This is a genomic window from Streptosporangium amethystogenes subsp. fukuiense (assembly GCF_042665875.1).
GTDB lineage: Bacteria > Actinomycetota > Actinomycetes > Streptosporangiales > Streptosporangiaceae > Streptosporangium > Streptosporangium fukuiense.
This window is the reverse complement of the sequence record NZ_JBHTEE010000001.1, coordinates 7,357,830-7,382,432: the sequence shown is the minus strand read 5'-3', so window position 1 is coordinate 7,382,432 and position 24,603 is coordinate 7,357,830. Positions and strand designations below refer to the sequence as shown.

Annotated in this window: 16 protein-coding genes and 1 tRNA gene; 6 read left to right on the top strand and 11 right to left on the bottom strand. The window is 67.5% G+C overall.

Features of this window, described 5'->3' with window-relative positions; all coding sequences use genetic code 11:
* Positions 1-7 precede the first annotated feature (7 nt).
* Together ACFQVD_RS32745 and ACFQVD_RS32740 are read right to left on the bottom strand one after the other, a co-directional pair.
* Complete coding sequence (locus ACFQVD_RS32745; protein WP_343979325.1) at positions 8-1,612, bottom strand: serine/threonine protein kinase; 1,605 nt, start codon at positions 1,610-1,612, stop codon at positions 8-10.
* A gap of 859 nt (positions 1,613-2,471) precedes the next feature.
* Entirely contained in the window at positions 2,472-2,813 is a 342-nt protein-coding gene (locus ACFQVD_RS32740; protein ID WP_343979328.1) for a hypothetical protein, read from the bottom strand.
* A 1,397-nt stretch (positions 2,814-4,210) separates the two neighbouring features.
* Between ACFQVD_RS32740 and ACFQVD_RS32735 the strand changes: the two genes are divergently transcribed.
* From ACFQVD_RS32735 to ACFQVD_RS32715, 5 genes are all read left to right on the top strand, one after another.
* Entirely contained in the window at positions 4,211-4,975 is a 765-nt protein-coding gene (locus tag ACFQVD_RS32735; RefSeq protein ID WP_343979332.1) for a maleylpyruvate isomerase family mycothiol-dependent enzyme, read from the top strand.
* A 405-nt stretch (positions 4,976-5,380) separates the two neighbouring features.
* The gene (gene istA, locus ACFQVD_RS32730) at positions 5,381-6,910 is read left to right on the top strand and encodes an IS21 family transposase (protein WP_364159272.1); all 1,530 of its coding nucleotides are present in this window, start codon (positions 5,381-5,383) and stop codon (positions 6,908-6,910) included.
* Positions 6,907-7,686: an IS21-like element helper ATPase IstB gene (gene istB, locus ACFQVD_RS32725; protein WP_364159275.1), complete on the top strand. Its 780-nt coding sequence runs from the start codon at positions 6,907-6,909 to the stop codon at positions 7,684-7,686. Before istA ends, istB begins: the two co-directional genes overlap by 4 nt.
* 331 nt (positions 7,687-8,017) lie before the next feature.
* Positions 8,018-8,521, top strand: coding sequence for a hypothetical protein (locus tag ACFQVD_RS32720; protein ID WP_343971392.1), 504 nt, complete (start codon positions 8,018-8,020; stop codon positions 8,519-8,521).
* An 80-nt stretch (positions 8,522-8,601) separates the two neighbouring features.
* Positions 8,602-11,148: a tetratricopeptide repeat protein gene (locus ACFQVD_RS32715; RefSeq protein WP_386368744.1), complete on the top strand. Its 2,547-nt coding sequence runs from the start codon at positions 8,602-8,604 to the stop codon at positions 11,146-11,148.
* A 175-nt stretch (positions 11,149-11,323) separates the two neighbouring features.
* Here ACFQVD_RS32715 and ACFQVD_RS32710 read toward each other — a convergent pair.
* The 9 genes from ACFQVD_RS32710 to topA form a co-directional block, all read right to left on the bottom strand.
* Positions 11,324-11,400: transfer RNA gene (locus ACFQVD_RS32710), tRNA-Thr, on the bottom strand.
* 64 nt (positions 11,401-11,464) lie between these two features.
* Entirely contained in the window at positions 11,465-12,961 is a 1,497-nt protein-coding gene (locus tag ACFQVD_RS32705; RefSeq protein ID WP_343971398.1) for an alpha/beta hydrolase, read from the bottom strand.
* A gap of 126 nt (positions 12,962-13,087) precedes the next feature.
* Positions 13,088-13,945 (bottom strand): PSP1 domain-containing protein, encoded by an 858-nt coding sequence (locus ACFQVD_RS32700; RefSeq protein WP_386272949.1) that lies wholly within the window; start codon positions 13,943-13,945, stop codon positions 13,088-13,090.
* A 212-nt stretch (positions 13,946-14,157) separates the two neighbouring features.
* Entirely contained in the window at positions 14,158-15,312 is a 1,155-nt protein-coding gene (locus ACFQVD_RS32695; RefSeq protein ID WP_343971402.1) for a glycosyltransferase family 4 protein, read from the bottom strand.
* Positions 15,309-16,061, bottom strand: a complete 753-nt coding sequence (locus ACFQVD_RS32690) for a hypothetical protein (protein ID WP_343971405.1) — start codon at positions 16,059-16,061, stop codon at positions 15,309-15,311. The genes ACFQVD_RS32695 and ACFQVD_RS32690 overlap by 4 nt, the downstream gene beginning before the upstream one ends.
* Before the next feature lie 483 nt (positions 16,062-16,544).
* Positions 16,545-17,726 carry a DNA polymerase III subunit delta' gene (locus ACFQVD_RS32685; RefSeq protein ID WP_343971408.1) on the bottom strand — a complete coding sequence of 394 codons (1,182 nt, stop codon included), beginning with the start codon at positions 17,724-17,726 and terminating at the stop codon, positions 16,545-16,547.
* A gap of 81 nt (positions 17,727-17,807) precedes the next feature.
* Complete coding sequence (gene tmk / locus ACFQVD_RS32680) at positions 17,808-19,871, bottom strand: dTMP kinase (RefSeq protein WP_343971411.1); 2,064 nt, start codon at positions 19,869-19,871, stop codon at positions 17,808-17,810.
* A 179-nt stretch (positions 19,872-20,050) separates the two neighbouring features.
* A complete protein-coding gene (locus ACFQVD_RS32675) occupies positions 20,051-21,457 on the bottom strand; it encodes a metallophosphoesterase (protein WP_343971414.1) in 1,407 nt (468 codons plus the stop codon).
* Positions 21,458-21,589: 132 nt separating this feature from the next.
* On the bottom strand, positions 21,590-24,241 hold the full coding sequence (topA, locus tag ACFQVD_RS32670; protein ID WP_343971417.1) for a type I DNA topoisomerase: 2,652 nt from the start codon (positions 24,239-24,241) through the stop codon (positions 21,590-21,592).
* On the opposite strand from topA, the gene ACFQVD_RS44860 reads away from it, so the two are divergent.
* On the top strand, positions 24,168-24,584 hold the full coding sequence (locus ACFQVD_RS44860) for a DUF5703 family protein (protein WP_425580436.1): 417 nt from the start codon (positions 24,168-24,170) through the stop codon (positions 24,582-24,584). The two genes, topA and ACFQVD_RS44860, sit on opposite strands and share 74 nt — an antisense overlap.
* Positions 24,585-24,603 lie beyond the last annotated feature (19 nt).

The following is a 24,603-nucleotide window of genomic DNA, read 5'->3' as shown; positions in this document are numbered from 1 at the left end:
TCCCGGGTCAGGACCGGCTCAGGCTCCCGCGATACTCCAGCCCGCCGATGCCCTCCTGACCCACGAAGTCCAGCGTCGCCGGGCCCTTCAGCGTGAGGGTCATGTCTCCCCCCACGCACTGGTTCCGCTGCCCGCGGGTCAGGTCGAGCACGTTCCCGGCCCTGACCCGGGTCAGCATGACCTGCTGCTCGCACCCGTCGGCCCGCCATATCCCGTCCGACCGGTCACTCATCAGGATGAGCGTGACCGCGACGGTCTCCTTCCGAGCGTCCTGCGAGACGACCTGGCCCGTCCACGTTCCGGCGAAAGCCTCCGGGACTCCGCCTCCCGGCTGGGCCGAGGGCGGTGCCGCCGGCGCCTCAGAAGACGGCGCCGTGGAAGCCGGTGCCTCAGAAGGCGGCGCTTCGGAAGACGATCGTCCGCCTGCGACAGAGCGTGATCCGGAGTCCCCACCGGTGCCGGTGACCACCTCCGGCCTCGCCGAGCCGTCACCGGGTGAGCCGCCGAGCGTTCCTGTGGCGTACAGGACCGCTGCCGTCACGAGCACCGCGACGACGCCGGTGATCGTGATCAGTACGGCGGCGGGCCCCCGCCGCCGTCGGGTCACCGGCTCACCATGCCGCGGCACCGTTTCCCGCACCGCCGTGTCGGAAGGGCCGAGATGACGGGTGGGAGTCGGGCCGTACGCGGATCCGGCCGGCCCCTGTGCCCCAGCCGAACCGGCCGTGATCGGAACCTGATCCGCCCGGTCGCTCCAGTCGGCGGGAAGGTAGGCGGTGGGCACCGGGCCGACGTCGGGAACCGTGACGGTGGGGGCTCCGGAGTCGACCAGGCGGATCATGAGCGCCCGGGCGGAGGGGCGTACCCCGGGGTCCTTGGCCAGACAGACGGCCAGCGTCTCCCGCAGCGGCGATGAGATGTCCGTGAGGTCGGGCTCGGCGTTGAGTATCCGGCCGAAGACCGCGGCAACGGTGTCGCTGCCGAACGGCGGCCGGCCGGTAGCGGCGTAGACCATGGTCGCGGCCCAGGAGAACACGTCGGCCGCGGGCGATCCGTGCACACCGCTGAGCTGCTCGGGAGCCATGTACGGCGGGGTGCCGGACATGGCCGAGGGCATCGTGCTCGCGTCGAGCAACTGGGCGATGCCGAAGTCGACCACCCGTGGGCCGTCCGGGCCGAGCAGCACGTTGGCCGGTTTGAAATCCCGATGGATGACTCCCGCACTGTGGATGGCGGCGAGCGCGGTAGCCGTGGCGACCGCCAGACGATCGAGGTCGCCGCCACGGAGGGGACCCTCGTCACGCACCCGATCCTGCAGTGCGGGACCCGCGATGAACTCGCTCACGACGTAGGGGTCCGGCCGGTCGGTCTCCGCCGCCAACACCCGGGCCGTGCAGAAGGGTGCCACTCGCAGTGCCGACTGCAGCTCCCTGGCCAACCGGCGGCGCGTGGCGGGATCCGAGCCGCTGCGAAGTACTTTGATCGCCACCCGCTCGCCGGACCGGCTCCACCCTTCGTAGACGATCCCCTGCCCGCCCTCGCCCAGACGCCCGACGACCTCGAACTCCCCCAGCAGGCGCGGGTCTCCCGGCTGCAACGGGCCAGCGGGCATCGGCTCCTCCAAGCGGTGATCTCCTCACAGTAGCGATGTGAGACCCGACCCACCATGGTCCTCCATCAGGGCGATGGCCAAGGAAGCCGAATGGTGGAGGCTCGGGCTACTGAAGCTTCACCGAGGCGACCGCGAGACACGGGAGCCACCGTGTTGGCAAGCGATCGAGGCATTGATCTGATCACCCACCGGGCCGCCCATGAACGCTGGACCAAGGTCTGCGACTGAGGATGATCGAGGAAGCCCGCGCGTGGGCATGCGGACCGAAGGTCACGCTTGTATTACCGCAACGAGGTCCCGGATCCCGTAGGAACGGGATCCGGGACCTCGTCGGCGATCAACGACCACCCCTATCGCCTATAAACATGTCCGGCGTAAGCATAACCACGGGGTCCTGTCGTCCAGGTACACGATGTGTAATCCCAGTCGTTTAAGGCTGCGTATCTTGCCGTTTCGGACTGACAGCTCCTTGCCGCCTCGGCCTTAGCCTGTTCCCAGGTGCCTCCGCCGGGCGGGTAGAAGTAGCCAATGAACCGGATCGATGCGGCGTTGGCCGGAGTCGCACCGATTGCGACAGGTCCCAGCAAGGCAGCGCTCAACACTGCTACCAGGCCAATCTTTCTTGCCGTTTTCACTTTTCCGACTCCTGACTTCCTAATCGCTCTTGTGTTGCCTGAACAGCCGGGGAAATTATCTCGAACGGTGGCGATACACTGGGCACACCGAAGCCTTTATCGATGTTACCCATTCCTGTTGCGGCCTCGGGGCGCCGACCTTCGCCTCCTAATCGCCGACCTGGTTGGAGCCGAATAAGTGGCGTCCAGTGAGTGTCTTGCCGAACCTCGCACAGTAGGCGATTTCAGCAAAGATTTACCCCGTCGAAGCGGCGTGGCTCTATGGCCACCCGGCTTCCTATGGTCCCTTGATGCTCCACCCAGGAACATGTTCCGTCCGCGCCGTACGCCCAGATGATTTTCAGGCGCATTCCGTGTCCGCATTGATTCTGTGCGTATGCGGTTTGGGTGATTGTGCCTCTGTTCACCCACCCAGCGACACAGTCCGGCGCGCGCGCCAGGATCTCAACCTGTTCGCTGTCCGGAGCGGGAGGGGGTGTGTCCTGGGCAGCGAAGGCGGGGCCGCCGTGCAGGAGGGTTGCACTTAATCCTGCGCCGATGGACGCCAGGATCACCTTCTTCATCATTGAAACTCCTTCCTATCGTATTGAATTTATAGTGCTCGCGAAAATGCTTCCATAATTAAATATGGCACAACCTTCGAGGGGCCGGGCGAACGGAAATCAAAGGAATCCGAAGATCTCATTCACCTGCGACCTACCGGGCCAGGACTCAGCTACGGAGTGGACGTAGCGCCCACCCGCCCGCAAGCCTTCCACGTACGGCGGCATCTCAGCACGGACGTCCGGTCAGCAGCCCCGATTTCCGAGAAGAACGGGAATATTCATTTCGCCGCACACGCTTCGATTACAGCGATTCGTATAATACGGCTTACAGCCAGTGGGAGCAGGGATCGACCAGGCGCCGACGAATGGTGCGAACACTGCGGAACGAGCCGAAGGCGCCTGGACCATTAATGCAACCACAGTGACCATCGACGCCCCCACCTCCTCTTTGCAGTTTTACGGAAAATCCGCTTGGTCGATGAGTTGCATTCTTAATATATCGACACGGGCAGCGGATCGACATACTGCGCGAAGCTGATTCTCTCTGCACCCATAGCGGTAGGCCGCCTACAACTTCCGCGGTACATGAGCCGGGAGAGACGCGGCATTGTCGATGAGTGTTGAAGGGGGGCAGACCAGGTAGGCCGGAAAGGGTCCTGCCGCGGCTTAGAGGTTCTTTCCTCGAGTGCGAGGTGACGGTTCGGGTTCCTGCGTGGGCGGCAGGTTCGCCGGGACGGATTTCGGCGTCTCAGACTCCGATGTCGTCTCAAGGCCGGCCCGAACGGGCCGGCCTGTCCCGGTGTTGACGCCGACGACCCGGCATGCCTCCTTGTTACTTCAGCCTTGTCGCACGAGTGCAGGTATGCCGCCCGCGAGCGGGCGGCATACCTGCACTCGTGAGCGCGTTCCCGGTCCTTCCGAATCTCGAAGTCCATCGCATCCCCTCAACCGGGGTGTTGCGACGGCCACTGGAACGGAAGCAGGCTCTTCGTCGTCTGGCCGGGTCGTTCGGCTTTTCGGCCTCCTGGGCGGAGGGGGCCACGCTGTCCCACACGTCGCCGGTACCCTGCCCATCAGCGGTACAGGTGACAGAGAACGGGATCTTGTTGGAAGTCTTCTTCACCGGGCCGGCCAGGCGAACCGCGCCCCAGCCACGGGCGTCGCCGGTGGCCTTGATCGACGTGGACAGCCGAACGGTCTTGAGGCCCTTGCCGCCGACCTTGTAGACCTTGGCTCTACTCTTGTCCCCGTCGCTGAAAAATGACAGCGGGTGGACAGGCCGCGCCCTTTTCATGCCAACGTGGACTTTGCCGGGTGCGGCCGGCTCGTAACGGAGGTTGTCGACGCAGGCTGATGATGGTCGGCGATGGCTGCCGGGCTGACTGAACGAGCCGTGAGCGTGTGCTGAACTGTTCGGCATGGAATATCCCCGACTCCTTGAGTGTCTCGCGGCCGACTTCGGCCACCTGCGGGCCGTCGTGCCGACCGACCCCGGCGCGATGGTGCCGAGCTGCCCCGACTGGACCGTCGCCGACCTGACCCGTCACATCGGCGAGGTGTACCTGCATAAGTCTCTGATCATGCGCGCGGGCGCCGAACCCGATCCGTGGCCGCCGAAGGAGCTCGCGGACGAGGAGCCGATCGCGCTGCTCGACCGTGCGTACGCCGGGCTGCTCGACGAGTTCGGCGCCCGCGAGCCGGAGGATCCGGCCATCTCCTGGTACGCCCCGGATCAGACCGTCGGTTTCTGGATCCGGCGGATGGCGCAGGAGACGGTCATCCACCGCATCGACGCCGAGCTCGGCACCGGCCAGCCGGTCACGCCGGTCCCGGCGGACCTCGCCATCGACGGCATCGACGAGCTGCTCAAGGTCTTCGCGGCATACAGCGTCGCCGAGTGGGGCGACTACTTCACCGACATCCTGGCGGGCTCGCCGGGCCGGACATACACGGTGCGGACCGACGGCGCGGCATGGCGGGTGCGGACCGGTCCGGGGCTGTTCGCCGTCGAAGACGGCGCCGGCGACGACGCGGCCGACGTGACCGTGAGCGGTCCGCCGACGGCCGTGCTGCGCTGGATGTGGAACCGGGAGAGTGCCGGCGAGCCGAGCGGCGTGACGGTCGAGGGCGCCCCTGAGGCGGTCGAGGAGCTACGGCGCTGCATCGTCATGGCGACGCAGTGAGGCCGGTCGGTCGGCACGGCGTACTGAGCGACCTGGCCACCTGACTCGGCGGTCCGATCCGCACCCGGCTCAAGCCGATGCGGTACCGCCCAGGCCTCCTGACGCCCTCGTAGCTCACACCAGCCTGATCACCCATCCGGCACACATTTCGTGGAGGGCTCTGCCCGTCCTGCGGGCGAACTGAGAGCGGTCACGTGGAACTCTTGATCGGCGGACAGAAAAGTCGCGGCTGACGGACACCGGTTCCTGGTGGGCGGCCACCAAAAGTCTTGGTCAATGGCCAGGCCGATCTCCTGATCTTGTCCGTGTGTCACAGCTTGGGTTCCCCTCCGCGGGGGCTTGGGTTGCGGGTTGTCGAGACCTTGCACCCCAGACCCGCGGAGGGGGCCCGTGACGAAGTCTGGCATGGAGCTGATGGAGATTTACGAGGCTTACGACCTGACCGGGTGCGCCTGGTCGGCGGCGCAACTGGCGGGGTGTGACCCCAAGACGGTGCGCCGGTATATCGCGATCCGCGCGGCGGGCGGCAACCCGCACCAGCCGACGCCGCGCCCTAAGGCGATCGACGCGTTCCTAGCGAAGATCGAGGAGAAGGTCGACCGGTCGAAAGGGAAGATCCGCGCGGACGTGGTGCACAAAGACCTGGTCGCGATGGGATTCGCCGGGTCCGAGCGGACCACGCGGCGGGCGGTCGCCGAGATCAAGGCGGCCTGGAAGGCCGGACGGCGGCGCGTCTACCGGCCCTGGGTGCCTGAGCCGGGGATGTGGCTGCAGTGGGACTGGGGCGAGGGCCCACGGATCGGTGAGCGCCGCACGCAGCTGTTTTGTGCCTGGCTGGCCTGGTCGCGGTTTCGGGTGGTGATCCCCGCCTGGGATCAGACGCTGGCCACGTTGACATCATGCCTGGACGCGGCGCTGCGGCGGCTGGGCGGGGCGCCGACGTATCTGCTGACCGACAACCCCAAGACGGTCACGATCGAGCACATCGCCCGCATCGCGGTGCGCCACCCCCAGATGGTCGAGCTGGGGCGGCATTACGGGTGCGTGGTGACTACCTGCGAGCCGTTCGATCCTGAGTCCAAGGGCGGGGTGGAGGCAACGGTGAAGATCGCCAAGGCGGACCTGGTGCCCACTCATGCCAACCTTCGCGCCGCCTATGGGAGTTTCACCGAGTTGGAGACCGCGTGCGCTGCCTGGAGTGAGCACATCAACGGCCGCCGCCATCGCGAGACACACCGGCCGCCGATCGAGATGCTGGCCGAGGAACGCGCTCGCCTGCACGTGCTGCCCGCCGATCCCTACGTGCTCGCGCTCGGCGCCGAGCGCCTGGTCTGCGACGACCGGACCGTCCGCTGGGGCGATGTGCGCTACTCGGTGCCGCCCGGCCACGAGGGACAGACGGTCTGGTGCCGCGTCCACGGCGACGAGTTGGTCATCGTCGGCCGCTCCGGCACCGATGAGCAGCACGGTCAGCACGGTCTGAGGGAACTGTGGCGGCATCGGCTGTCGGTTCCGGGCCGGCCGCGGATCGTCGATGCCCACTATCCCGAGCACGAGGGCGGCAACGGCCCCAAAGCGCCCCGGCCTCGCCCGCGGACCAAGGCCGAAGAAGCGTTCCTGGCGATCGGGCCGGGTGCGCAGGCGTGGCTGATCGAGGCCGCCGCCACCGGAGTGGTGCGGATCCGCACCAAAATGGCCCGCGCGGTCGAGCTGGCCAGTCTGCTGGGCGCGGCCCGGGTGGATGAGGCGCTCGGACTGGCCGCGATCAACGGCCGGTTCGCCGAAGCTGACCTGGCCTCCATCTGCGACCACCTCGCGTTGCATGAGCACGCCGGTGAAAACACCCGTGTCGACGAGGCTCACTCGGTCCAGCCCGGCACCGCTTCCTGGGCTGCCTTCAGTAACACCAACAGCGTCAAAGGAGATCACTCGTGAGTGTCACCCTTCCTGCGGCCCCACCGGTCCCGGCCGAGTTGGAGGCCCTGTTTCGCCGGATGCGTTTTCCTTACGCCCGCAAAGCGGCGCCCGAGGTGCTGGCGACCGCCCGCGCGCAACGCTGGGACCCAGCCGAAGTCGTGCGCGTCCTGCTCAATGAGGAGGTCGTCGGCCGCGACCAGGCGACCCGCCGCAACCGGCGCAAGAGCGCGGGCTTTCCCTCCGGCAAGACCTTCTCCTCCTGGCGGCGCGAGGGCTCCACGATCAACGAGGCCACCCAGAACGCGCTGATGACGCTGGAATGGGTCAGCCGCGCGGAGAACCTGGTGATCGCCGGACCGTCCGGCACCGGCAAGTCCCACTTCGCTGAGGCACTGTCGCATCTGGCGATCGAAAAAGACCTGCGGGTGGCCTGGTTCACCCTGGAGTCCCTCAGTGCCACGGTCGGCCGGGCCAAGATCGACGGATCGGTCTCGCGCGCCATCGGCCGCATCTGCCGCAGCGACGTCATCGTTATCGACGATATCGGGTTGCTGCCGGTCGGCCACGAGACCTCCGAGGCGTTCTACCGCGTTATCGATGCCGCCTACGAGCGCCGCTCGGTCGTGGTCACCAGCAACATCCACCCGTCGGGTTTCGACACCATCATGCCCAAGACGCTCGCCACCGCGACCGTCGACCGGCTGATGCACCACGCCCACCTGGTGGAGACCAGCGGCGACTCCCATCGCCTGGCCGAGGCTCTGTCCGGGCGTGGAGTGATCCCGCTGACCTGACCGCCCACCCGGAGATCGACCTGGCCACCCACCGGGATTCCCAGTGGCCACGCCAGGAATTTTGATGGCCATCAGCCAGGAGAAATCTGGCCGCTCAACTGGAGAACGGCGTGTCCGCTAGCAGCGAACCGCCCTGATCCGCGTCGGCAGCCCCGCCGATTTCACGGAATGTGTGCCTGAACCACGGTTCGAACGACGTCGACAACGACTAGGTGAATATAGCGGCTGCTCCGTGGTGATGTCCCAATCAGAAAGCGACTCCCTGGTGACGATTGGTTGCTGTTTGGCCTCATCGACCCCGTCGAGCGGCATGTGGTCCGAAGATGGAGGGATGGCGGCTGAGCGGATGTTGTGGCGCAGGGGCCTGTTGATCACTGCCTCGGTCGTCTTGTCTGTAGCGGTGTCCGTGGCTGGCAACCAGGTTCTCAACGACGGGGTATGGAACGGGTGGTGGGCGCTGATTGCCCTCGCTCTGGGTGCGGCCGCCACTGCGGTGGCCTACCGGCTGACTGATGCCTCATCCAGTCAGGACAGGACGGCGGGACCAAGCGGGGCCGCTTCATCGTCGATTCAGTCGGTGATGCGCTCCTCGGCTAGCGGTGACATCGTGCAGGCACACGACCTTGCAGACGGCATCCGCATCGCTCCTGGCGCCTCCACATCCGCCGCACCGATACCGGCACCTGCATCGCCTGCCATGCCGGTGCAAGAGGTGCCAGACGAGGAGCCGACCGGCTCACCGGGGATCGGTCAGTCGGTGACCGGCTCCATCATCGGCGGGTCGATCATCCAGATCAGCGGCGCCGGCGGTGATGTGACCATCGAGCGTTCGTGAGTACAGCAATGCCTGAGCCGTACCCCTCCCAGCCGTGTCCTCAGGTAACGCGGCCGGTTCAGTGGGTCAGCAGCTCCACCGTGCACCATGACCTAATCCAGATCGCTCATGTGCGCGGAAATGTCACCGTCACCCAAACCACGTCCGATTCTGGGGCGTCGGCGCGAGAGCAGGTCGTCGAGGGTGACATCCCAGCTCAGCCGGTGGCGTTTCAAGTGCGTACAGATCTGCTGGCACGGTTACACACGCAAGTCGCGGTTGGGGGGGCAGCAGTGGTGTGCACGCTGACCGGCACGCCAGGAGTGGGCAAGACGCTGCTGGCAGCCTCCTACGCCTGGGCGTGCCAGGCAGCGGGTTGGCCGGTGGTGGCCTGGATTCCCGCCGAGACCGAGAACCAAATTCTCGCCGGGCTGGACGGCCTGGCTGTCCGGCTGGGAATGCACAGCGTCGACGACGACGCCGAGACCACAGCCCGCCGAGTCAAGGCATGGATGTCAGGGACGCATCAGCCATGCCTAGTGGTGTTCGACAACGCCACCGACATTCCGACTGTGCGGCGGTGGTGTCCGACCACCGGGGCGGCTCGGGTGGTAATCACCTCCCGAAATCGGGCTTTCAGCCGCCACTACGCGCCGGTAGAGGTGCAGGTGTTCACCCCCGCCCAGGCGGCAGCATTCCTGACCGAGCGCACCGGCCTGACCGACGAAGATGCTGCCTCTGAGCTGGCTGCGGAGCTGGGACATCTGCCGCTGGCGCTGGCCCAGGCGGCCGCGATGATCGCCTGGCAAAAGATCAGCTACCGCGCCTACTTACGATCGTTGCGCGACCTGCCGCTGGAGCGGCATCTAACCGCATTAGAAGGCGATGCCTATCCTGCTGGGGCGGCGCAGGCAATCCTACTATCGCTCGCCCTGGCCGAGCAGGCTACTCTCGGCGCCCGCCGGTTGCTGGAGGTGCTGGCGGTGCTGTCTCCAGCTGGCGTCGCACGGTTGCTGCTGCACAGCGCTCCCATCCTGGAACCTGGAGATCAGTCGGAAATCGATGAGCTATTGGCCCGGTTGGCTGACACCTCATTGATCACCTTCACTGACGACGGTCAGGCGGTGCTGATGCACCGTCTCATCCAACGGGTACTGCGCGAACGCGCCTACCACGAGGCCCGCTTGCAGCAGGCCGTGGACACGGCAACCGGTCTGCTGGCTACGTTCAACGCCCCGATCCCCACTGGAGCCGCGACCTGGGGCGCCCGCCCCTCGGTGGAAGCCCTACTTGAGCACACCGGCACCCTTTACGCCATCGCTCACCTGGCCGACCTCTTGACACCCGAGCTGCTGGATCTGCGTGGCTGGTGCGGTCGACGCCTGACAGATCTGGCTGACCTGCCCCGCGGCATTGCCTTGCTGCAGCAGACACTGGTCGATAGTGAACGGCTGTTGGGTGTCGACCACCCTGCTACCCTCACCAGCCGCCATGATCTCGCCTACGCCTATGGCACGGCAACACGAGCGACAGAGGCGATCACCCTGTTGGAGCAGGTGCTGAGCCTCAGGGAGCGAGTACTAGGCACCGACCACCCCGACACCCTGACCAGCCGCAACAACCTCGCCAGCGCTTACCAATCGGCAGGGCGGATTGCAGAGGCGATCACCCTGTTTGAGCAGATGCTGGCTGACAGCGAGCGAGTACTAGGCACCGACCACCCCGACACCCTGACCAGCCGCAACAACCTCGCCAGCGCTTACCAATCGGCAGGGCGGATTGCAGAGGCGATCACCCTGTTTGAGCAGATGCTGGCTGACAGCGAGCGAGTACTAGGCACCGACCACCCCCGCACCCTGACCAGCCGCAATAATCTTGCTTATACCCATGGGTCGGCAGGGCGGACGACAAAAGCGATCATCTTGCTTGAGCAGGTACTGGCCGACAACGAGCGAGTACTAGGCACCGACCACCCCAACACCCTGGCCAACCGGCACAACCTCGCCAACGCTTACCTATCAGCAGAGCAGGTAGAAAAAGCGGTCATCTTGCTTGAGCAGGTACTGGCCGACAACGAGCGAGTACTAGGCACCGACCATCCCAACACCCTGGCCAACCGGCACAGCCTCGCCAGCGCTTACCAATCGGCAGGACGGATTGCAGAAGCGATCACCCTGTATGAGCAGGTACTGGCCGACAACGAGCGAGTACTAGGCACCGACCACCCCAACACCCTGGCCAACCGGCACAGCCTCGCCAGCGCTTACCAATCGGCGAAGCAGATAAGAGAAGCGATCACCTTGTATCAGCAAGTGGTGACTGATCGTGAGCGGGTGTTGGGCGCTAACCACCCTGGCACTTTGAGCAGCCGCCACAACCTGGCTTACACATACCGGTCAGCAGGGCGGATTGCAGAAGCGATCACCCTGTATGAGCAGGTACTGGCCGACAGCGAGCGAGTACTGGGCGCCGACCACCCCAATACCCTGACCAACCGGCACAACCTCGCCGGAGCCTATGGGCTGGCAGGGCGGGTAACAGAAGGGCTCGCCCTGTATAAGCAGGTACTGGCCGACAGCGAGCGGGCGCTTGGGGCAGATCACCCGCTCACACGAATGATGCGAAAAAATCTTGGCGGCACTCGGTAAGCTAGGCGCTCGAAATGATCATGGTAGCGGCGTCTGATATGCCGACTTAGGGGTGCTTGTTAAGCAGCCGTTTTCCGACACTAGCTCCGTCACGGGAGAAACGCCGGGTCCACAGTGCTGTTAGCAAGGGTGTTAGCAAAAGGCCCCCACCGGAACCCGGTGGGGGCCTCTGAGCTGGAGCCGCCTTGGGGAATCGAACCCCAGACCCCTTCATTACGAGTGAAGTGCTCTGGCCGACTGAGCTAAGGCGGCGTGCCGTGTTTCACCACGACTTACGGCAGTCTACAGGCTCCCAGGGCCTTCCCGCGCACCGGAATCAGCCGATCTTCGGACACTGGGTTCCGTCGGCGGGGACGGTCAGATCGATCAGGTAGTCGTCCACCAGGCGATCCACACACGCCGAGCCGGTCAGATAGGCGGTGTGGCCGTCTCCGTCGAAACCGACGAGGACACCGGAGGAGAGCTGGGAGGCGAGGGCCTCTGACCACTGGTAGGGCGTGGCGGGGTCGCGTCTGGTACCGACGACCATGATGGGCGGAGCTCCGGGGGCGTCGATCTTCTCCCGGGCACCTGCCTTGACCGGCCAGTACGCGCAGGGCAGTGAGCTCCACATGACGTACGCGCCGAACAGGGGGGCGACCCTGGCCGCCTGTTCGGCCGCCTCGGCGTAGGCGGCGGGGTCTTGGGGGTAGACGCTGTCGACGCAGTTGACCGCCAGGTTGGACTCGGTCTGGTTGGTGTACTCGCCGTCCTCCCCACGGTCGACCAGCAGGTCGGCCATGCGGAGCAGGACGGTGCCGTCACCCTTCAGCGCCTGGGCCAGCGCCTGGCGGAGGACCGGCCATGCCTGCCGGTCGTAGAGCGGGGTGATCACACCGAGCATGGCCCAGGCCTCGGTCACCGTACGGTCGTCGCCGGTCCTGTTGGTCAGGGAGGCGGTGTCCGCCCTGCGGAGCAGCTCGGTGATCTCCGCACGGGCGGAGGCGACGGAGCCCTGGAAGGGGCAGTCGGTGGCCGCGAGGCAGTTTTCCAGGAACGCGTCGAGGGCGACCTCGAAACCGCGTGCCTGCGCGGTGTTCAGCTCCAGCGGGCCGAGCGAGGGGTCCACGGCGCCGTCCAGGACGAGGGCGCGGACCCGGTCGGGAAAGAGATCGGCGTAGACGGCACCCAGCTGTGTGCCGTACGACTTGCCGAGGTAGGTGAGGTGGGAGTCACCGACGGCGGCACGCAGCAGGTCCATGTCCCTGGCGGCGTCGGCGGTGCCGACGTACGGCAGGAGCCTGCCCGATCGGGTCTCGCATCCGGCGGCGAACCGTTGCGCCCCCTCCTTGAGCACGGTGACCTCTCCCGGTGAGTCGGGCGAGTTGTCGAGGCCGACGAAGACGTCCAGCTCGCTCGGCGACAGACACCGGACGGGCGCGGACTCGCCGACCCCGCGCGGGTCGAAGCCCACGACGTCGAAGCGCTCGCGAACCGCCTCGCTCACCGCGGTGCGGGCACTTCGCGCGTACTGCACTCCGGAGGCACCCGGCCCGCCGGGATTGAGGAGGATCGAGCCGATCCGCTTCCCCGAGGCCGGGAGCCGGATCACACTGAGCTCGATCTTCTCACCGTCCGGCTTGCTGTGATCGAGCGGTACGGCGAGCTTGGCGCACTCGAAACCGTCCTCGCACTCGTTCCAGCCGAGAGCCGCTCCCGCCACACCGCGGCCGGCTCCGGTGCCGCCACTGGCGTCGGCGGGGACGTCGGTGCCGGTGCACGCGCTCGCGAGCAGGGCCACCGCCGCCAGTACGGCGGTCACACGGGATCTCACGCCTTGTCCGTTCCGTAGTCCGTAGGTCGGGTCACACGCGGATCCGGCAAGGGGGCCGACACGCGGAGAGGCTGAACGGTCGAATCCTACGCCCGCGCCGAAACCCCGTGACGGGAAGCCGGTCGGTCACCCTTCCGGCCCGCTCTCGGCGACCCGCACCGCGCCGCCGTACGCCTCGTCGTGCTGCTTGCGCGGGGAGCAGACCGAGGCCGACGGGCAGGCGCAGCGGCGGCCGCCGTCCTCCAGGCGGACCACGACGGAGTCCGAGGGCACGTTGCGGCCCACGACGGTCCCGGCGCCCTCGGGGGTGTCGACCTTCAGCCCGATCCGGGGCATCCTGCTCTGGGCGTCGAGGTAGAGGGGGTGCTCGTACTTCAGGCAGCACATCAGCCGCCCACATGCCCCCGCGATGCGCAGCGGGTTGACCGGCAGGTCCTGGTCCTTGGCCATCCGGACGGAGACCGGCTCGAAGTCCTTGAGGAAGGTGGCGCAGCACAGGTCGCGGCCGCAGGGTCCGATGCCGCCCTGGAGGCGGGCCTCGTCGCGCGGGCCTATCTGGCGCAGTTCCACCCTGGCGCGCAGGTTGCGGGCCAGGTCGCGGACGAGGGCGCGGAAGTCGACCCGTTGCGGGGCGGAGAAGTAGACCGTGTAGACGTTCTCCGCGTCCAGGTAGTCGACGCCGACGACCTTCATCGGCAGCGTGTGCCGCTTGATCAGGCGCTTGGATACGCTCCGGGCCTCCGCGCGGCGCCGTTTGTTGCCCTCGTCGCGGGTCAGGTGTTCCTCGGTCGCGATGCCCGCGCACAGCGGCAGCCCGCCGATCTCCTCGCTCGTCCACTGCGGCGCCCAGACACACTCGGCCACCTCGGGTCCGGCCTCGGTGGGCACCAGCACCTTGTCGCCGACCTTGGGGCTGTGCTCGCCGGGGTCGAGGTAGTACAGCCTGCCGTAGCGGGTGAAACTCACCGCCATGATCATGCCCATATGGCTCCAAACCTGGGGGTACGGCTCGTGCTCACCCTACGCTCCGCACCCTGCAGAGCGCGGGGCCGCCAAGAGGTGAACACGGGCCGCCCCATCGAGAACCCGGTGGCTGGAGCTCCGGGGACGAGCACTGCTCCCTTTCGAACAGCCCACGGGGAGAGAGTCGTCTGTCGGCGCGGGGCCCGTCAACGGCCGGGGCCCCGGGCAGCCGCTCAGCGGCCGAGTTGGGCGAAGGACTTCTCCCAGCGTTCGGCGATCGTCGAGATGTCGTAGCTCCGGGCCGTCTGGAGGGCGTTCTTGGCCATCCTGTGGCGGCCCTCCTCGTCGTCGATCATCTGGATCAACCCGTCGGCCAAGGCGTCCACGTCGTCGGCGGGGACCAGCAGTCCGTCGATCCCGGGTGTGATGATCTCGCGAGGTCCACGGGGGCAGTCGAAGCTGACCACCGGCACCCCGGAGGCGAACGCCTCGATGATGGTCATGCCGAAGCCCTCGAAGCGGGAACTGACCGCGTGGATCGACGCCTTGGCGAGCTCGCCCTCGATGTCACCGGTGGGACCCATGAACGTGACGTTGTTGTGCAGCCGCAGCTTGACCGCCTGCTTGATGAGCTTGTCGCCGACCCGGCCCTCGCCGTAGATCCGCAGCTTCCAGTCGGGACGTTCCCTGGCCACCCGGACGAACGCCTTCAGCAGCCGGTCGTACCCCTTGACCGGCACCAGCCTGCCCGCGGCCAGCACGATCCGGTTCTCCTGCCTGGAGCGTGGACGCGGTCCTCCGGGCAGCCCGTTGCCGATGGTGAACACCCGGGTGGGCGACCCGTTGAGCATGTTCCGATAGTCGTGCTCGTCGGCCTCGGTGAGGGTGACGACCGCGTCCAGCTTCGGGTACCAGGTCCGGATCTCCTCGAAGATCCCAGGCTGATGCGCCTCGAAGTGCAGGTGCTCCTGGGCGATCGTGACGACCTTCCTGCGGGCGTACCTCGCGGCCATGATGTTGAGACCCGCGCGGGTGGTGATCAGGACATCGCTGCGGAGCCTGCGCAGCTCGCGGACGAGGACCTCGTCGCTCCAGGCGCTGAAGGACGCGTAGGCGCGCTCCTCGGGGTGGATCAGCGCGCTCTCCCGCGCTCCCAGCCGCTCGGCCCTCTTCGTGTACGGCCAGCGGACCCTGGCCCCCTCCCGCAGGTCCACCAGCGAACGGAGCCTGACCCGGGAGCTCAGCGGTAGGAAGGGGGTGTCGGTGTGCTGGAAGACACTGACGACCTCGACCTCGTGCCGCTCGGACATGGCGGTGGCGAGGTCGAAGGTGGCGCGGATGGTGCCGCCCATGCCGTAGGCGTTGAGAATGAGAAAGGAGATCTTCATGGTTTCTCCCCTTCGATGCTGAGCGCGACGGCGAGACTGTCGGTCTCGGTGTAGTACGGGCGGACCCTCACCTGCCCGACACGCTGGGCAGGAAAACGAACTTTGACCTTCTTGTCCGTTATGTCATCAAGACGGGTCGCCAGCGGCAGTCGGATCCCGGAGATCTCCGCGTACAGGTCCCAGAAGACCCGGCGCCGCACCTGCGCCTCGGCCATCGGCGCGATCTCGATCGCTCCCTCGAACCACCGTCCCTGGAACGTCGCCGGCCCGCTCACCGGCTCCGGCCCCCGGCGGGCCACCGCCACAAGCCGGGCCTCCCCCCGGATCGGGTCACCGTACGCGACGGAGCCCTCGACGGCGATCACTCCCTCGTCGGCGGTCACCCGGATCACCTCGATGTACGGTTCGACCTCGCGGACCCGCAGGCCCAGCGTGCCGAGGGAGGTGCGGAACGCCCTGATCTCCCGGTTGCGGCGGGTCTCGGCGTAGGACCAGAGCCCGTCGAGTGAGAACCCCGGGTCGTCGGTGGCGACGGGCTCGCCCCGGCACGAGGCCATCCAGAGTCCCGGGGCCAGCACCGTCAGGTCCGCCGCCCCGCACTCCTCACCGGTCTCCATATGCCGCAGGACGATCTCCACGTCCGTCGGCGCCGACCATTCGATCCTCAGCGTGTCGTCATCGCCTACCCGGCTCGTGACGGCCCGCCCGCCCACGGACGGGACCACCCGGTGGCGTGCCTCGGTGCTCACTGAAATTCCCCCGGCCTTCGCTGCTCATCCCCGTAGAGCAGGACACTTCCTGTTGTTTTATAACAAAAGCATTGATTTTTGCCCGTGAATCCTAACGACCCACACTCATGCTTTGAGGTGATTTAGCGAGCAATGGTTCCATCTAATCGGAAAAAGGTGGGCAGGAGATGCACAGTCGCGACGATCGCGGTCCTTCACCAGCCGATATCCGTCACGCCGGGTTACCGGAAACTCCAAAGTGTCCGATATCGGCCAAAGTTGATCAGCCCGAACTCCGGTCCCCAGCGGACCACGATGTGCGCCTCCGAACCATCCATGCCCGCCGGCCGGAAACCTCCCGGCCATCGCGGTGGCACACGTCCGCCTGCCTGCCGCCCCCGGCATAGGGCCCGCCGATCGCCTCACAGGTTCCGGTCTGCCCAATTCCTATATTTCAGCCTATAACGTAAAAACCGCCTCCGGGTCGCCTCCCGTCAAGGCGGATCAGAGCCGGGGCTGACGCAACGAGAGAGTCATCGACTCCACGGCCATCTGCGGGCTGACATTGGCCGCCAGCCGCCTCCGGCAGCGCATGACGGCGTCGATCCTGCGCAGGGTGTCCTCCGGGGTGGAGGCCCCGGCCAGGTCTTCCAGATCGGCGCGGCGGTCCTCGCTGGCCAGTTCCACGTGTGCGCCGAACTGCACGGCCAGCACGTCGCGGTAGAACGCCACCAGGTCGAGCAGTGCCGCGTCGATGACATCGCGCTTGGTGCGGGTCGCCCGGGACTTCTGCCGGTCCTCAAGATCCTTGAGCGCTCCGGCACCGCCGCGGATCAGCCCCCTGTTGAGCCCCTTTCCGGTGGAGCCCTCGCCGTAGACCTGACGCAACTCGGTGATCTCCGCCTCGTTCAGCACCGCCGTGACCGCGGCGGCCTCGTCCTCGGCGGTCTTCACCAGGCGCTCGGCGGCCATCACGCACTCCCCGACGCCGGTGAGCGACCGGGGGATGGACAGCACCGCCTCGCGACGCGAGCGCGCCTCCTCGTCCAGGGCCAGCCTGCGGGCGCGGTCGATGTGCCCCTGGGCGGCCCTGGCCGCGAACTCCGCCATCGTCGGCGGCACGTTCTCGCGCGTGGCCAGCACGTGGGCGACCGCCGAGGTGGGCGGGGTGACGAGCGTGACGATCCGGCAACGGGACCTGATGGTGATCATCATGTCGTCCGGAGCAGGCGCGCAGAGCAGCCAGACGGTCTTCGGCGGCGGCTCCTCGATGGCCTTGAGCAGCGCGTTGGACGCCCCCTCGGTCGCCCGGTCGGCGTCCTCGAACAGCACGACCCGCCAGCGGCCCAGCGTCGGCGCCCCGGCCGCGCGCAGGATGAGCCTGCGGGTGTCCTTGATGCCGTACGAGAGTCCCTGCGGGCGGACGATCTCCAGGTCCGGGTGGGAGCCGACCGACACCTGGTGGCACATGTCGCAGTGGCCGCACCCCTGCTCGGGGCAGAACAGCGCGGCGGCGAACGCCCGCGCGGCCTCCTCACGCCCGGACCCGGGCGGCCCGGTGAACAGCCACGCGTGAGTCATCCCGGCACCGCGCCCCCCGGCCAGCAGGTCGGCACCGGCCGCCGCGGCCCGGCGGAGCGTTACGGCGGCCCGCTCCTGCCCCACAAGATCATCAAAGACTCCCACGGACCCAACCTACCGCCGGTGCCGGTCGCGTCGCCGGGGCAGAGCCTCACAGATCCGCTCACGGCTCACGGAGGCACCGGGTCAGTCGCGAATCGCCGGGATGGTCCCGGTGACGTCCTCCGACTCCTGTGGCACCGGGTCGGGCATGATCTCGCGGACCCGGTCGTAGATGAGCGAGGAGATCCGTTCCTGGGTCAGGGTCCCGTCGACGACCAGGTAGCGATCCGGCTCCGCGGCGGCCAGCGCCCGGAACTCGCGGCGGACGCGCTCATGGAACTCCAGCGGCTCCGACTCGATGCGGTCGGCGGCCCCGCCCAGCCGGGCCAGCCCCACCGACGGCGGGGTGTCGATGAGCACGGTGAGATCGGGAACGAGCCCGCCGGTGGCCCAGCCGTTGATCCTCTTGACGTCCTCGATGTCCAGCGCCCGGCCCGCGCCCTGGTAGGCCAGCGACGAGTCGACGTACCGGTCGGAGATCACCATGGAGCCCCGCTGGAGGGCCGGGCGGATGACCTTCTCCACATGCTCGGCCCGGTCGGCCGCGTACAGCAGGGCCTCCGACCTCGCGGACAGCCCCTGGTGCACCGCGTCGAGCAGGATCGCGCGCAGCCGCATGCCCACCTTGGTCGAGCCCGGCTCGCGGGTCTGTACGACGTCGAAGCCCTGGTCGCGCAGCCAGATCGCGAGCAGCCTGGACTGGGTGGTCTTGCCCGACCCCTCACCACCCTCGAAGGCGATGAACATCCCGCGTGCCTGCTCGGCGCTCTCGGGTGCGAACCGCTCCCCACGTGCCGCGGCGATCAGGTCGGCGACGATCGAGACGCCCCTGCGGTCGTCCATCTGCCGTAGCGCGACGGTCCCGACGGCCACCGCGAGCAACCCGCCGACCAGCAGCACCAGGTTGGAGCCGTCGAACTGGTAGACCGGCTCCTGCCCGACCCTGATCTCCCGCTCACCGAACAGGCCCGCCAGGGTCGGCGCGACCGCGACCACCAGCAGCAGGGTCACCCGGGCGAGCGACTGCAGGAAGGAGAACGTGCGGCCCCGCAGGTTGTCGTCCACCTCCAGCCCGATCATCGTGTAACCGATGATCCAGGCGATTCCCGCGCACGCGCCGAGCAACACGGTCAGCAGGACGACGATCACCAGGTTGTGGACGAGCGCGATCGCGACGAGGACCACCCCGGCCACCACGATCGACAGGCCGAACAACCGTCGCCGCGACAGCTCCCTCAGCAGCCTCGGCCCGAAGAACATGCCGGACGCCATGCCGACGAAGACCGCCCCGAAGACCACGCCGTACGCCGCGTCGCCGCCGCCCAGCGCGCCCACGTAGATCTTGGCCACCCCGACCACCGCACCGCCGGCGGCGAACGCACCCAGCATGCCGATGATCAGGCCGCGGATCAGCCGGTTACCGCCGACGAACCGCCAGCCCTCGAAGATCTGCCGCAGCACCGACGGCGTGGAGGTCGCGGCCCGCGCGCCGGCCTTCGGGATGTCCTTGAGCGAAAGGATGATGAAGGCCGAGACCAGGTAGGCGAGCGCGTTGATGAACAGCGCCAGGTAGGTCTCTCGCTGGGCGAAGAACGGCACCAGGTTGCCCAGGGCGTCGTCGGCGACCGACAGCACCGCGAACAGCAGCGCGGCGACCGGCGCGGTCCCGTAGGTGACCAGGAGGTTGAGCTGGTTGGCCTCCTCCAGCCGCTCCTTGGGCACCAGGTTGGGCACCGTGGCGTCCTTGGCCGGAACCCAGAAGAGGTTGACGCACTCGACCAGGAAGGTGGCGATGATCACCCATTGGTAGTTGCCGATCAGCGGGATCGACAGCACCAGCGCGAAGCGCAGGAAGTCGCAGAAGAACATCGTCATCCGCCGGTCGAACCGGTCGGCGAACGCGCCGGCGAGCGGACCCAGCAGGATGGCGGGGAGCATCTTCGCCACGAAGACGCCTCCGATGGCCAGGCTCTGGACCTTGTAGCCGGACCCCACCGTGAGGTTGCCCGCCAGGGCGGTCAGTGCCAGCAGGTTGAGCCAGTCTCCGAGGCTGCACACCGACATCGCCGTCCACAGTTTGCGGAACGGGGTGTTGGCCAGCACGTGGGGGGGCTTGCGTCGCGTGGTGCTCCGGCCAAGGGTGGTCATAGTGTCAGCGTATCCAGGTGCTCGCTGGGCTGGGGAGAACATGAGCCAGGCGAGAACGCCCGGCTGCCCGTCGCACGAGGGTAATGCCTCCGCCCTGTGCCCCGCAGGTGTCACACCCGAAAAGAAGCGTCAGATGCTCGTGTTCCCAGTGATGCGTCCCCTTCCCGATCGGTGCCGGACTACCGAGGCTTCTCGTTCCGGACTTCCAGCAGGGTTATCTCGGGTGGGGCGCCCACCCGGACCGGCGGCCCCCAGAAACCCGCGCCCCGCGTCACGTAGACCTGGGTGCCGTCCACCTCGCCGAGACCGGAGACGACCGGCTGCTGCATCGGAATGATCAGGTTGAAGGGGACCATCTGCCCTCCGTGCGTGTGGCCGGACAGCTGGAGGTCCACCCCGTAGGTGGCCGCCTGGACCGCCTGGACCGGCTGGTGGGCGAGCAGGACCGTGGACCGGGAGCGGTCACGGCCCCCCAGCGCCCGCTCGAAGTCCGGACCGTCACCCGACGCGACACCGCCGACGTCGTTGACCCCGGCGAGATCGAGCACGGCTCCCCCGTGGGCGATCTCCACACGCTCGTTGCCCAGCGGGCGGACGCCGAGTTCGCGGAGTTCCTCGATCCACTCCTGCGGGCCGTTTGCGGTGTAGTACTCGTGGTTGCCGGTGACGAAGTAGGCGCCGTAGCGGGATTCGAGATCCTTCAACGGCCTGGCCAGCGGGCCGAGCTCGGCCACCGTACCGTCGACCAGGTCGCCGACCACGGCGACCACGTCGGCCTCCAGTGAGTTGATCATGCGGACGATGCGCCGGGTGTGCTCCGTACCGGTGAGCGGGCCCAGGTGGATGTCGCTGACAACCGCGAACCGCAGGCCGTTCAGGCGCGGATCCAGCCTGGGCAGCACCACCCCGACCGACTCGATCACCGGGTCGCCGAGAGCGGTCCTGATCCCGAACCCGATCGTGCCGAGCGCTCCCGCCCCGGCGGCGACCGCCGCCGTACGGGCGATGAACAGCCTCCTGCTCAGCCCGCCCGCCGTGTCCTTCGCCCCTCCGTCGCGCGGCGTGCCTCCGGGGCCCGGTACGACCACCACCCCACCGATCGCGGACTCCCCACGGTCGGTCCGGGCCACCGAGACGGACCGGAGGGAGTGCTCGGGACGAACGGCGGCCACGGACGCCGGTGTGACGGCGGTTTCGGATCGAACGGCGAGCTCCGGCTGCGCGTCTCGTTTCGCACGGCGGGCGGCCACCCCCGGCGGCACCCCGCGCCGCTCGGCCCGGTGCTCCACCCCGCGCACCACCAGCAGGGCCACGGCCCTGGGGATCTCCAGGACCACCAGGAACACGAGGAGGTAGAACATCGTCGCGATCCAGAAGAATCCCGGCCACGCCAGGAAGTGCCCCCACTCACTGCGGGAGGCGACCAGCGTCACGGGGGCGAGCACCGCCAGGCCGACGATGACCCAGGTCAGCACCCGGCGGGTCCGCCCCGGCCGAGTGGTCGAGCGGACCAGACGACGCCACAGGTAGTAGTGGACCACCGTGATCGCACAGATGACCAGCGATACGAAGCCCACGATCGTCACTTGCCTTCCCTCTCGCGCCCACCGGCCATCCCGGCGCGTTCCGAAGAACGCCCGAAACGGCGAATGCGTTCCCCGCGGGCGCGGTGACCCCATGGGCCAGGGCCCCGTACGAGGTGCCCTGGCTCGGCGGCGTCAGGCCTTGGCCTTGGCCCGGGTGGTGCGGGGGCGCTTGGGCGCCGGGCCACGGGCGCGGCGGTCAGCGAGAAGCTCGGCGGCGCGTTCGGTGGTGATCTGCTCGACCTCGTCCCCCTTGCGCAGCGAGGCGTTGGTCTCCCCGTCGGTGACGTAGGGCCCGAACCGCCCCTCCTTCACCACGATCGGCTTCTTGGAGACCGAGTCCTCGCCCAGCTCGCGCAGCGGCGGCGCGGCCGCGGCCCGCCTGCCCCTGGTCTTGGGCTGGGCGAACAGCTCCTTGGCCTGGTCGAGGGTGACCGTGAACAGCTCCTCCTCCGACTTCAGGGAACGAGAGTCGGTGCCCTTCTTGATGTACGGCCCGAACTTGCCGTTCTGCGCCGTGACCTCCTGGTCGTCGATCACCCCGAGCACCCTCGGCAGCGAGAGCAGAAGCAGGGCGTCCTCAAGGGTGACGGTGTCCAGGGACATCGACTTGAGCAGCGACCCGGTGCGCGGCTTGGGGGCGTCGGCCTTCTTGGTCTTCTTCTTGCCCTCGGCCGGAGGCGCCTCCACCGGCAGGATCTCGGTGACGTACGGGCCGAAGCGACCGTCCTTGGCCACGATCACGTGCCCGGTCACCGGGTCCTTGCCCAGCTCCCGGTCACCCGTCGGGCGGGAGAACAGCTCCTCGGCCATCGACGCGGTGAGCTCGTCGGGGGCCAGGTCCTCCGGCACGTTCACCCGGACACCTTCGCGGTCCAGGTACGGGCCGTAGCGGCCCACCCGGATCATGATGTCGGTGCCCCTGATCGAGAACGAGCTGATCTCCTTGGCGTCGATCTCGCCGAGATCGGTGACCAGTTCCTTCAGCCCCTCGCCGCCGTCCACGCCGAAGTAGAACCGGCGCAGCTCGGGCACCCGCTCCGCCCGGTCGTTGGCGATGTCGTCGAGGACCTTCTCCATGTCGGCGGTGAAGTCGTAGTCGACGAGGTGGCCGAAGTGCCGCTCCAGCAGGTTGACCACCGCGAACGCCAGGAAGGACGGCACCAGGGCGGTGCCCTTCTTGAAGACGTAGCCGCGGTCCAGAATCGTTCCGATGATCGACGCGTACGTCGAGGGGCGGCCGATCTCCCGGTCTTCCAGCTCCTTGATCAGCGACGCCTCCGTGTACCGGGCCGGCGGCTTGGTGGCGTGCGACAGCACGTTCAGCGCGGACGCGGTGAGCGGGTCGTTCTCGCTCAGGTTCGGCAGGCGCTTCTCGGAGTCGTCGCGGTCGGTGGACGGGTCGTCCGCGCCCTCGACATAGGCCTTCAGGAAGCCGTGGAAGGTGATGGTCCGCCCGGAGGCACTGAACTCGACCCGCTCCCCCGAACTGGACGTGCCGTCCACCTTGACGGTGACCGACTCACCGACCGCGTCCTTCATCTGGGAGGCCACGGTCCGCTGCCAGATCAGCTCGTACAGGCGGAACATGTCACCGGTCAGCCCGGTCTCGCCCGGCGTGCGGAACTCCTCACCCGAGGGGCGGATCGCCTCGTGCGCCTCCTGCGCGTTCTTCACCTTGCTGGCGTAGACGCGCGGCTTGTCGGGCACATAGGCCGAGCCGTAGAGCTTGATGGCCTGGCTGCGGGCGGCGGCGACGGCGGTCTCCGACAGCGTGATGCTGTCGGTCCGCATGTAGGTGATGAAGCCGTTCTCGTAGAGGCGCTGGGCGACCTGCATCGTCGACTTCGCGGAGAAGCCCAGCTTGCGGCTGGCCTCCTGCTGCAACGTGGTCGTCCTGAACGGCGCGTACGGCTTGCGGGTGTACGGCTTGCGCTCGACCGACCTGACCTTGTACGGCACACCGGCCAGCCGCCCGGCCAGGGCCTGGGCGGCCTGCTCGTCCAGGTGCAGCACATCGGCGCTCTTGAGGGTGCCGTTACTCGCGAAGTCCCGGCCCTGGGCGACGCGCTTTCCGTCCACACCGGTCAGCATGGCGGTGAACTCGTGCGGAACCTCGTCGCCGCCGGTGTCGAGCAGCGCCTGCAGGTCCCAGTAACTCGCGCTGGTGAACGCCAGGCGCTCGCGCTCGCGCTCCACGACCAGCCGGGTCGCCACGGACTGCACGCGCCCTGCCGAAAGCCGGGGCTTGACCTTCTTCCACAGGACCGGGCTGACCTCGTAGCCGTAGAGACGGTCGAGGATGCGCCGGGTCTCCTGGGCGTCGACCAGCCGCAGGTTCAGGGCGCGGGGATTGGCCACCGCCTCCTGGATCGCCCGCGGGGTGATCTCGTGGAACACCATGCGGTGCACCGGGACCTTGGGATTGAGCACCTCGCGGAGATGCCAGGCGATCGCCTCGCCCTCGCGGTCCTCGTCAGTGGCGAGATAGAGCTCGTCGGCATCCTTGAGCAGCTGCTTGAGCTTGCTCACCTGTGCCTTCTTGTCGTGGTTGACGACGTAGAGCGGCTCAAACTCGTGATCCACATTGACGCCGAGGCGTGCCCAGGACTCCCCCTTGTACTTCTCGGGGATGTCGTCGGCCTTCTCAGGGAGATCACGAATATGCCCGATGCTGGACTCCACGACGTAGCCGCGGCCGAGGTACCCGGCGATGGTCTTCGCCTTGGAAGGCGACTCGACGATCACCAGGCGGTTTCCGCCGGCGTTGCCGTTCTTGGCTGGCACGCTGCTTCCTACCTCGCTGTTCGCATTCGTTCCCCGTTTACTTCCCCTCGGGTTACCCGATCTGAGTCGGGAACACTCCCAAGGAAAGCCGCAAGGACGCAGAATAAAGCCCTATGAGTGTCGACGTCCCTCAGCTCACCCTCGGAGACTAATCGCTGTGCTGGACTACTCCTACTTGGTTCTCCATCTCCCGCGTGGCACCTCACGGGACGCAGCCCGCCAGATACTGACCGAACACGCAGAATACGGTGACTGGGAGCTCGACCGTCTGCGACTGTATCCCGATGGCCGCCGAGACGTCCGGCTGCGCCGGAAGATCATACGTGTGACCAGGACGATGTGATTCCAGACATGGCTTTGCC

Bases quoted from the DNA above. Each gene is read 5' to 3' on its own strand.
- ACFQVD_RS32745 (WP_343979325.1), bottom strand. From the start codon at position 1,612: ATGCCCGCTGGCCCGTTGCAGCCGGGAGACCCGCGCCTGCTGGGGGAG.
- ACFQVD_RS32695 (WP_343971402.1), bottom strand. From the start codon at position 15,312: ATGAAGATCTCCTTTCTCATTCTCAACGCCTACGGCATGGGCGGCACC.
- tmk (WP_343971411.1), bottom strand. From the start codon at position 19,871: ATGACCACCCTTGGCCGGAGCACCACGCGACGCAAGCCCCCCCACGTG.
- ACFQVD_RS32720 (WP_343971392.1), top strand. From the start codon at position 8,018: ATGGCGGCTGAGCGGATGTTGTGGCGCAGGGGCCTGTTGATCACTGCC.
- ACFQVD_RS32735 (WP_343979332.1), top strand. From the start codon at position 4,211: ATGGAATATCCCCGACTCCTTGAGTGTCTCGCGGCCGACTTCGGCCAC.
- ACFQVD_RS44860 (WP_425580436.1), top strand. From the start codon at position 24,168: ATGGTCTTCGCCTTGGAAGGCGACTCGACGATCACCAGGCGGTTTCCG.
- ACFQVD_RS32740 (WP_343979328.1), bottom strand. From the start codon at position 2,813: ATGATGAAGAAGGTGATCCTGGCGTCCATCGGCGCAGGATTAAGTGCA.
- ACFQVD_RS32700 (WP_386272949.1), bottom strand. From the start codon at position 13,945: ATGGGCATGATCATGGCGGTGAGTTTCACCCGCTACGGCAGGCTGTAC.
- istA (WP_364159272.1), top strand. From the start codon at position 5,381: ATGGAGCTGATGGAGATTTACGAGGCTTACGACCTGACCGGGTGCGCC.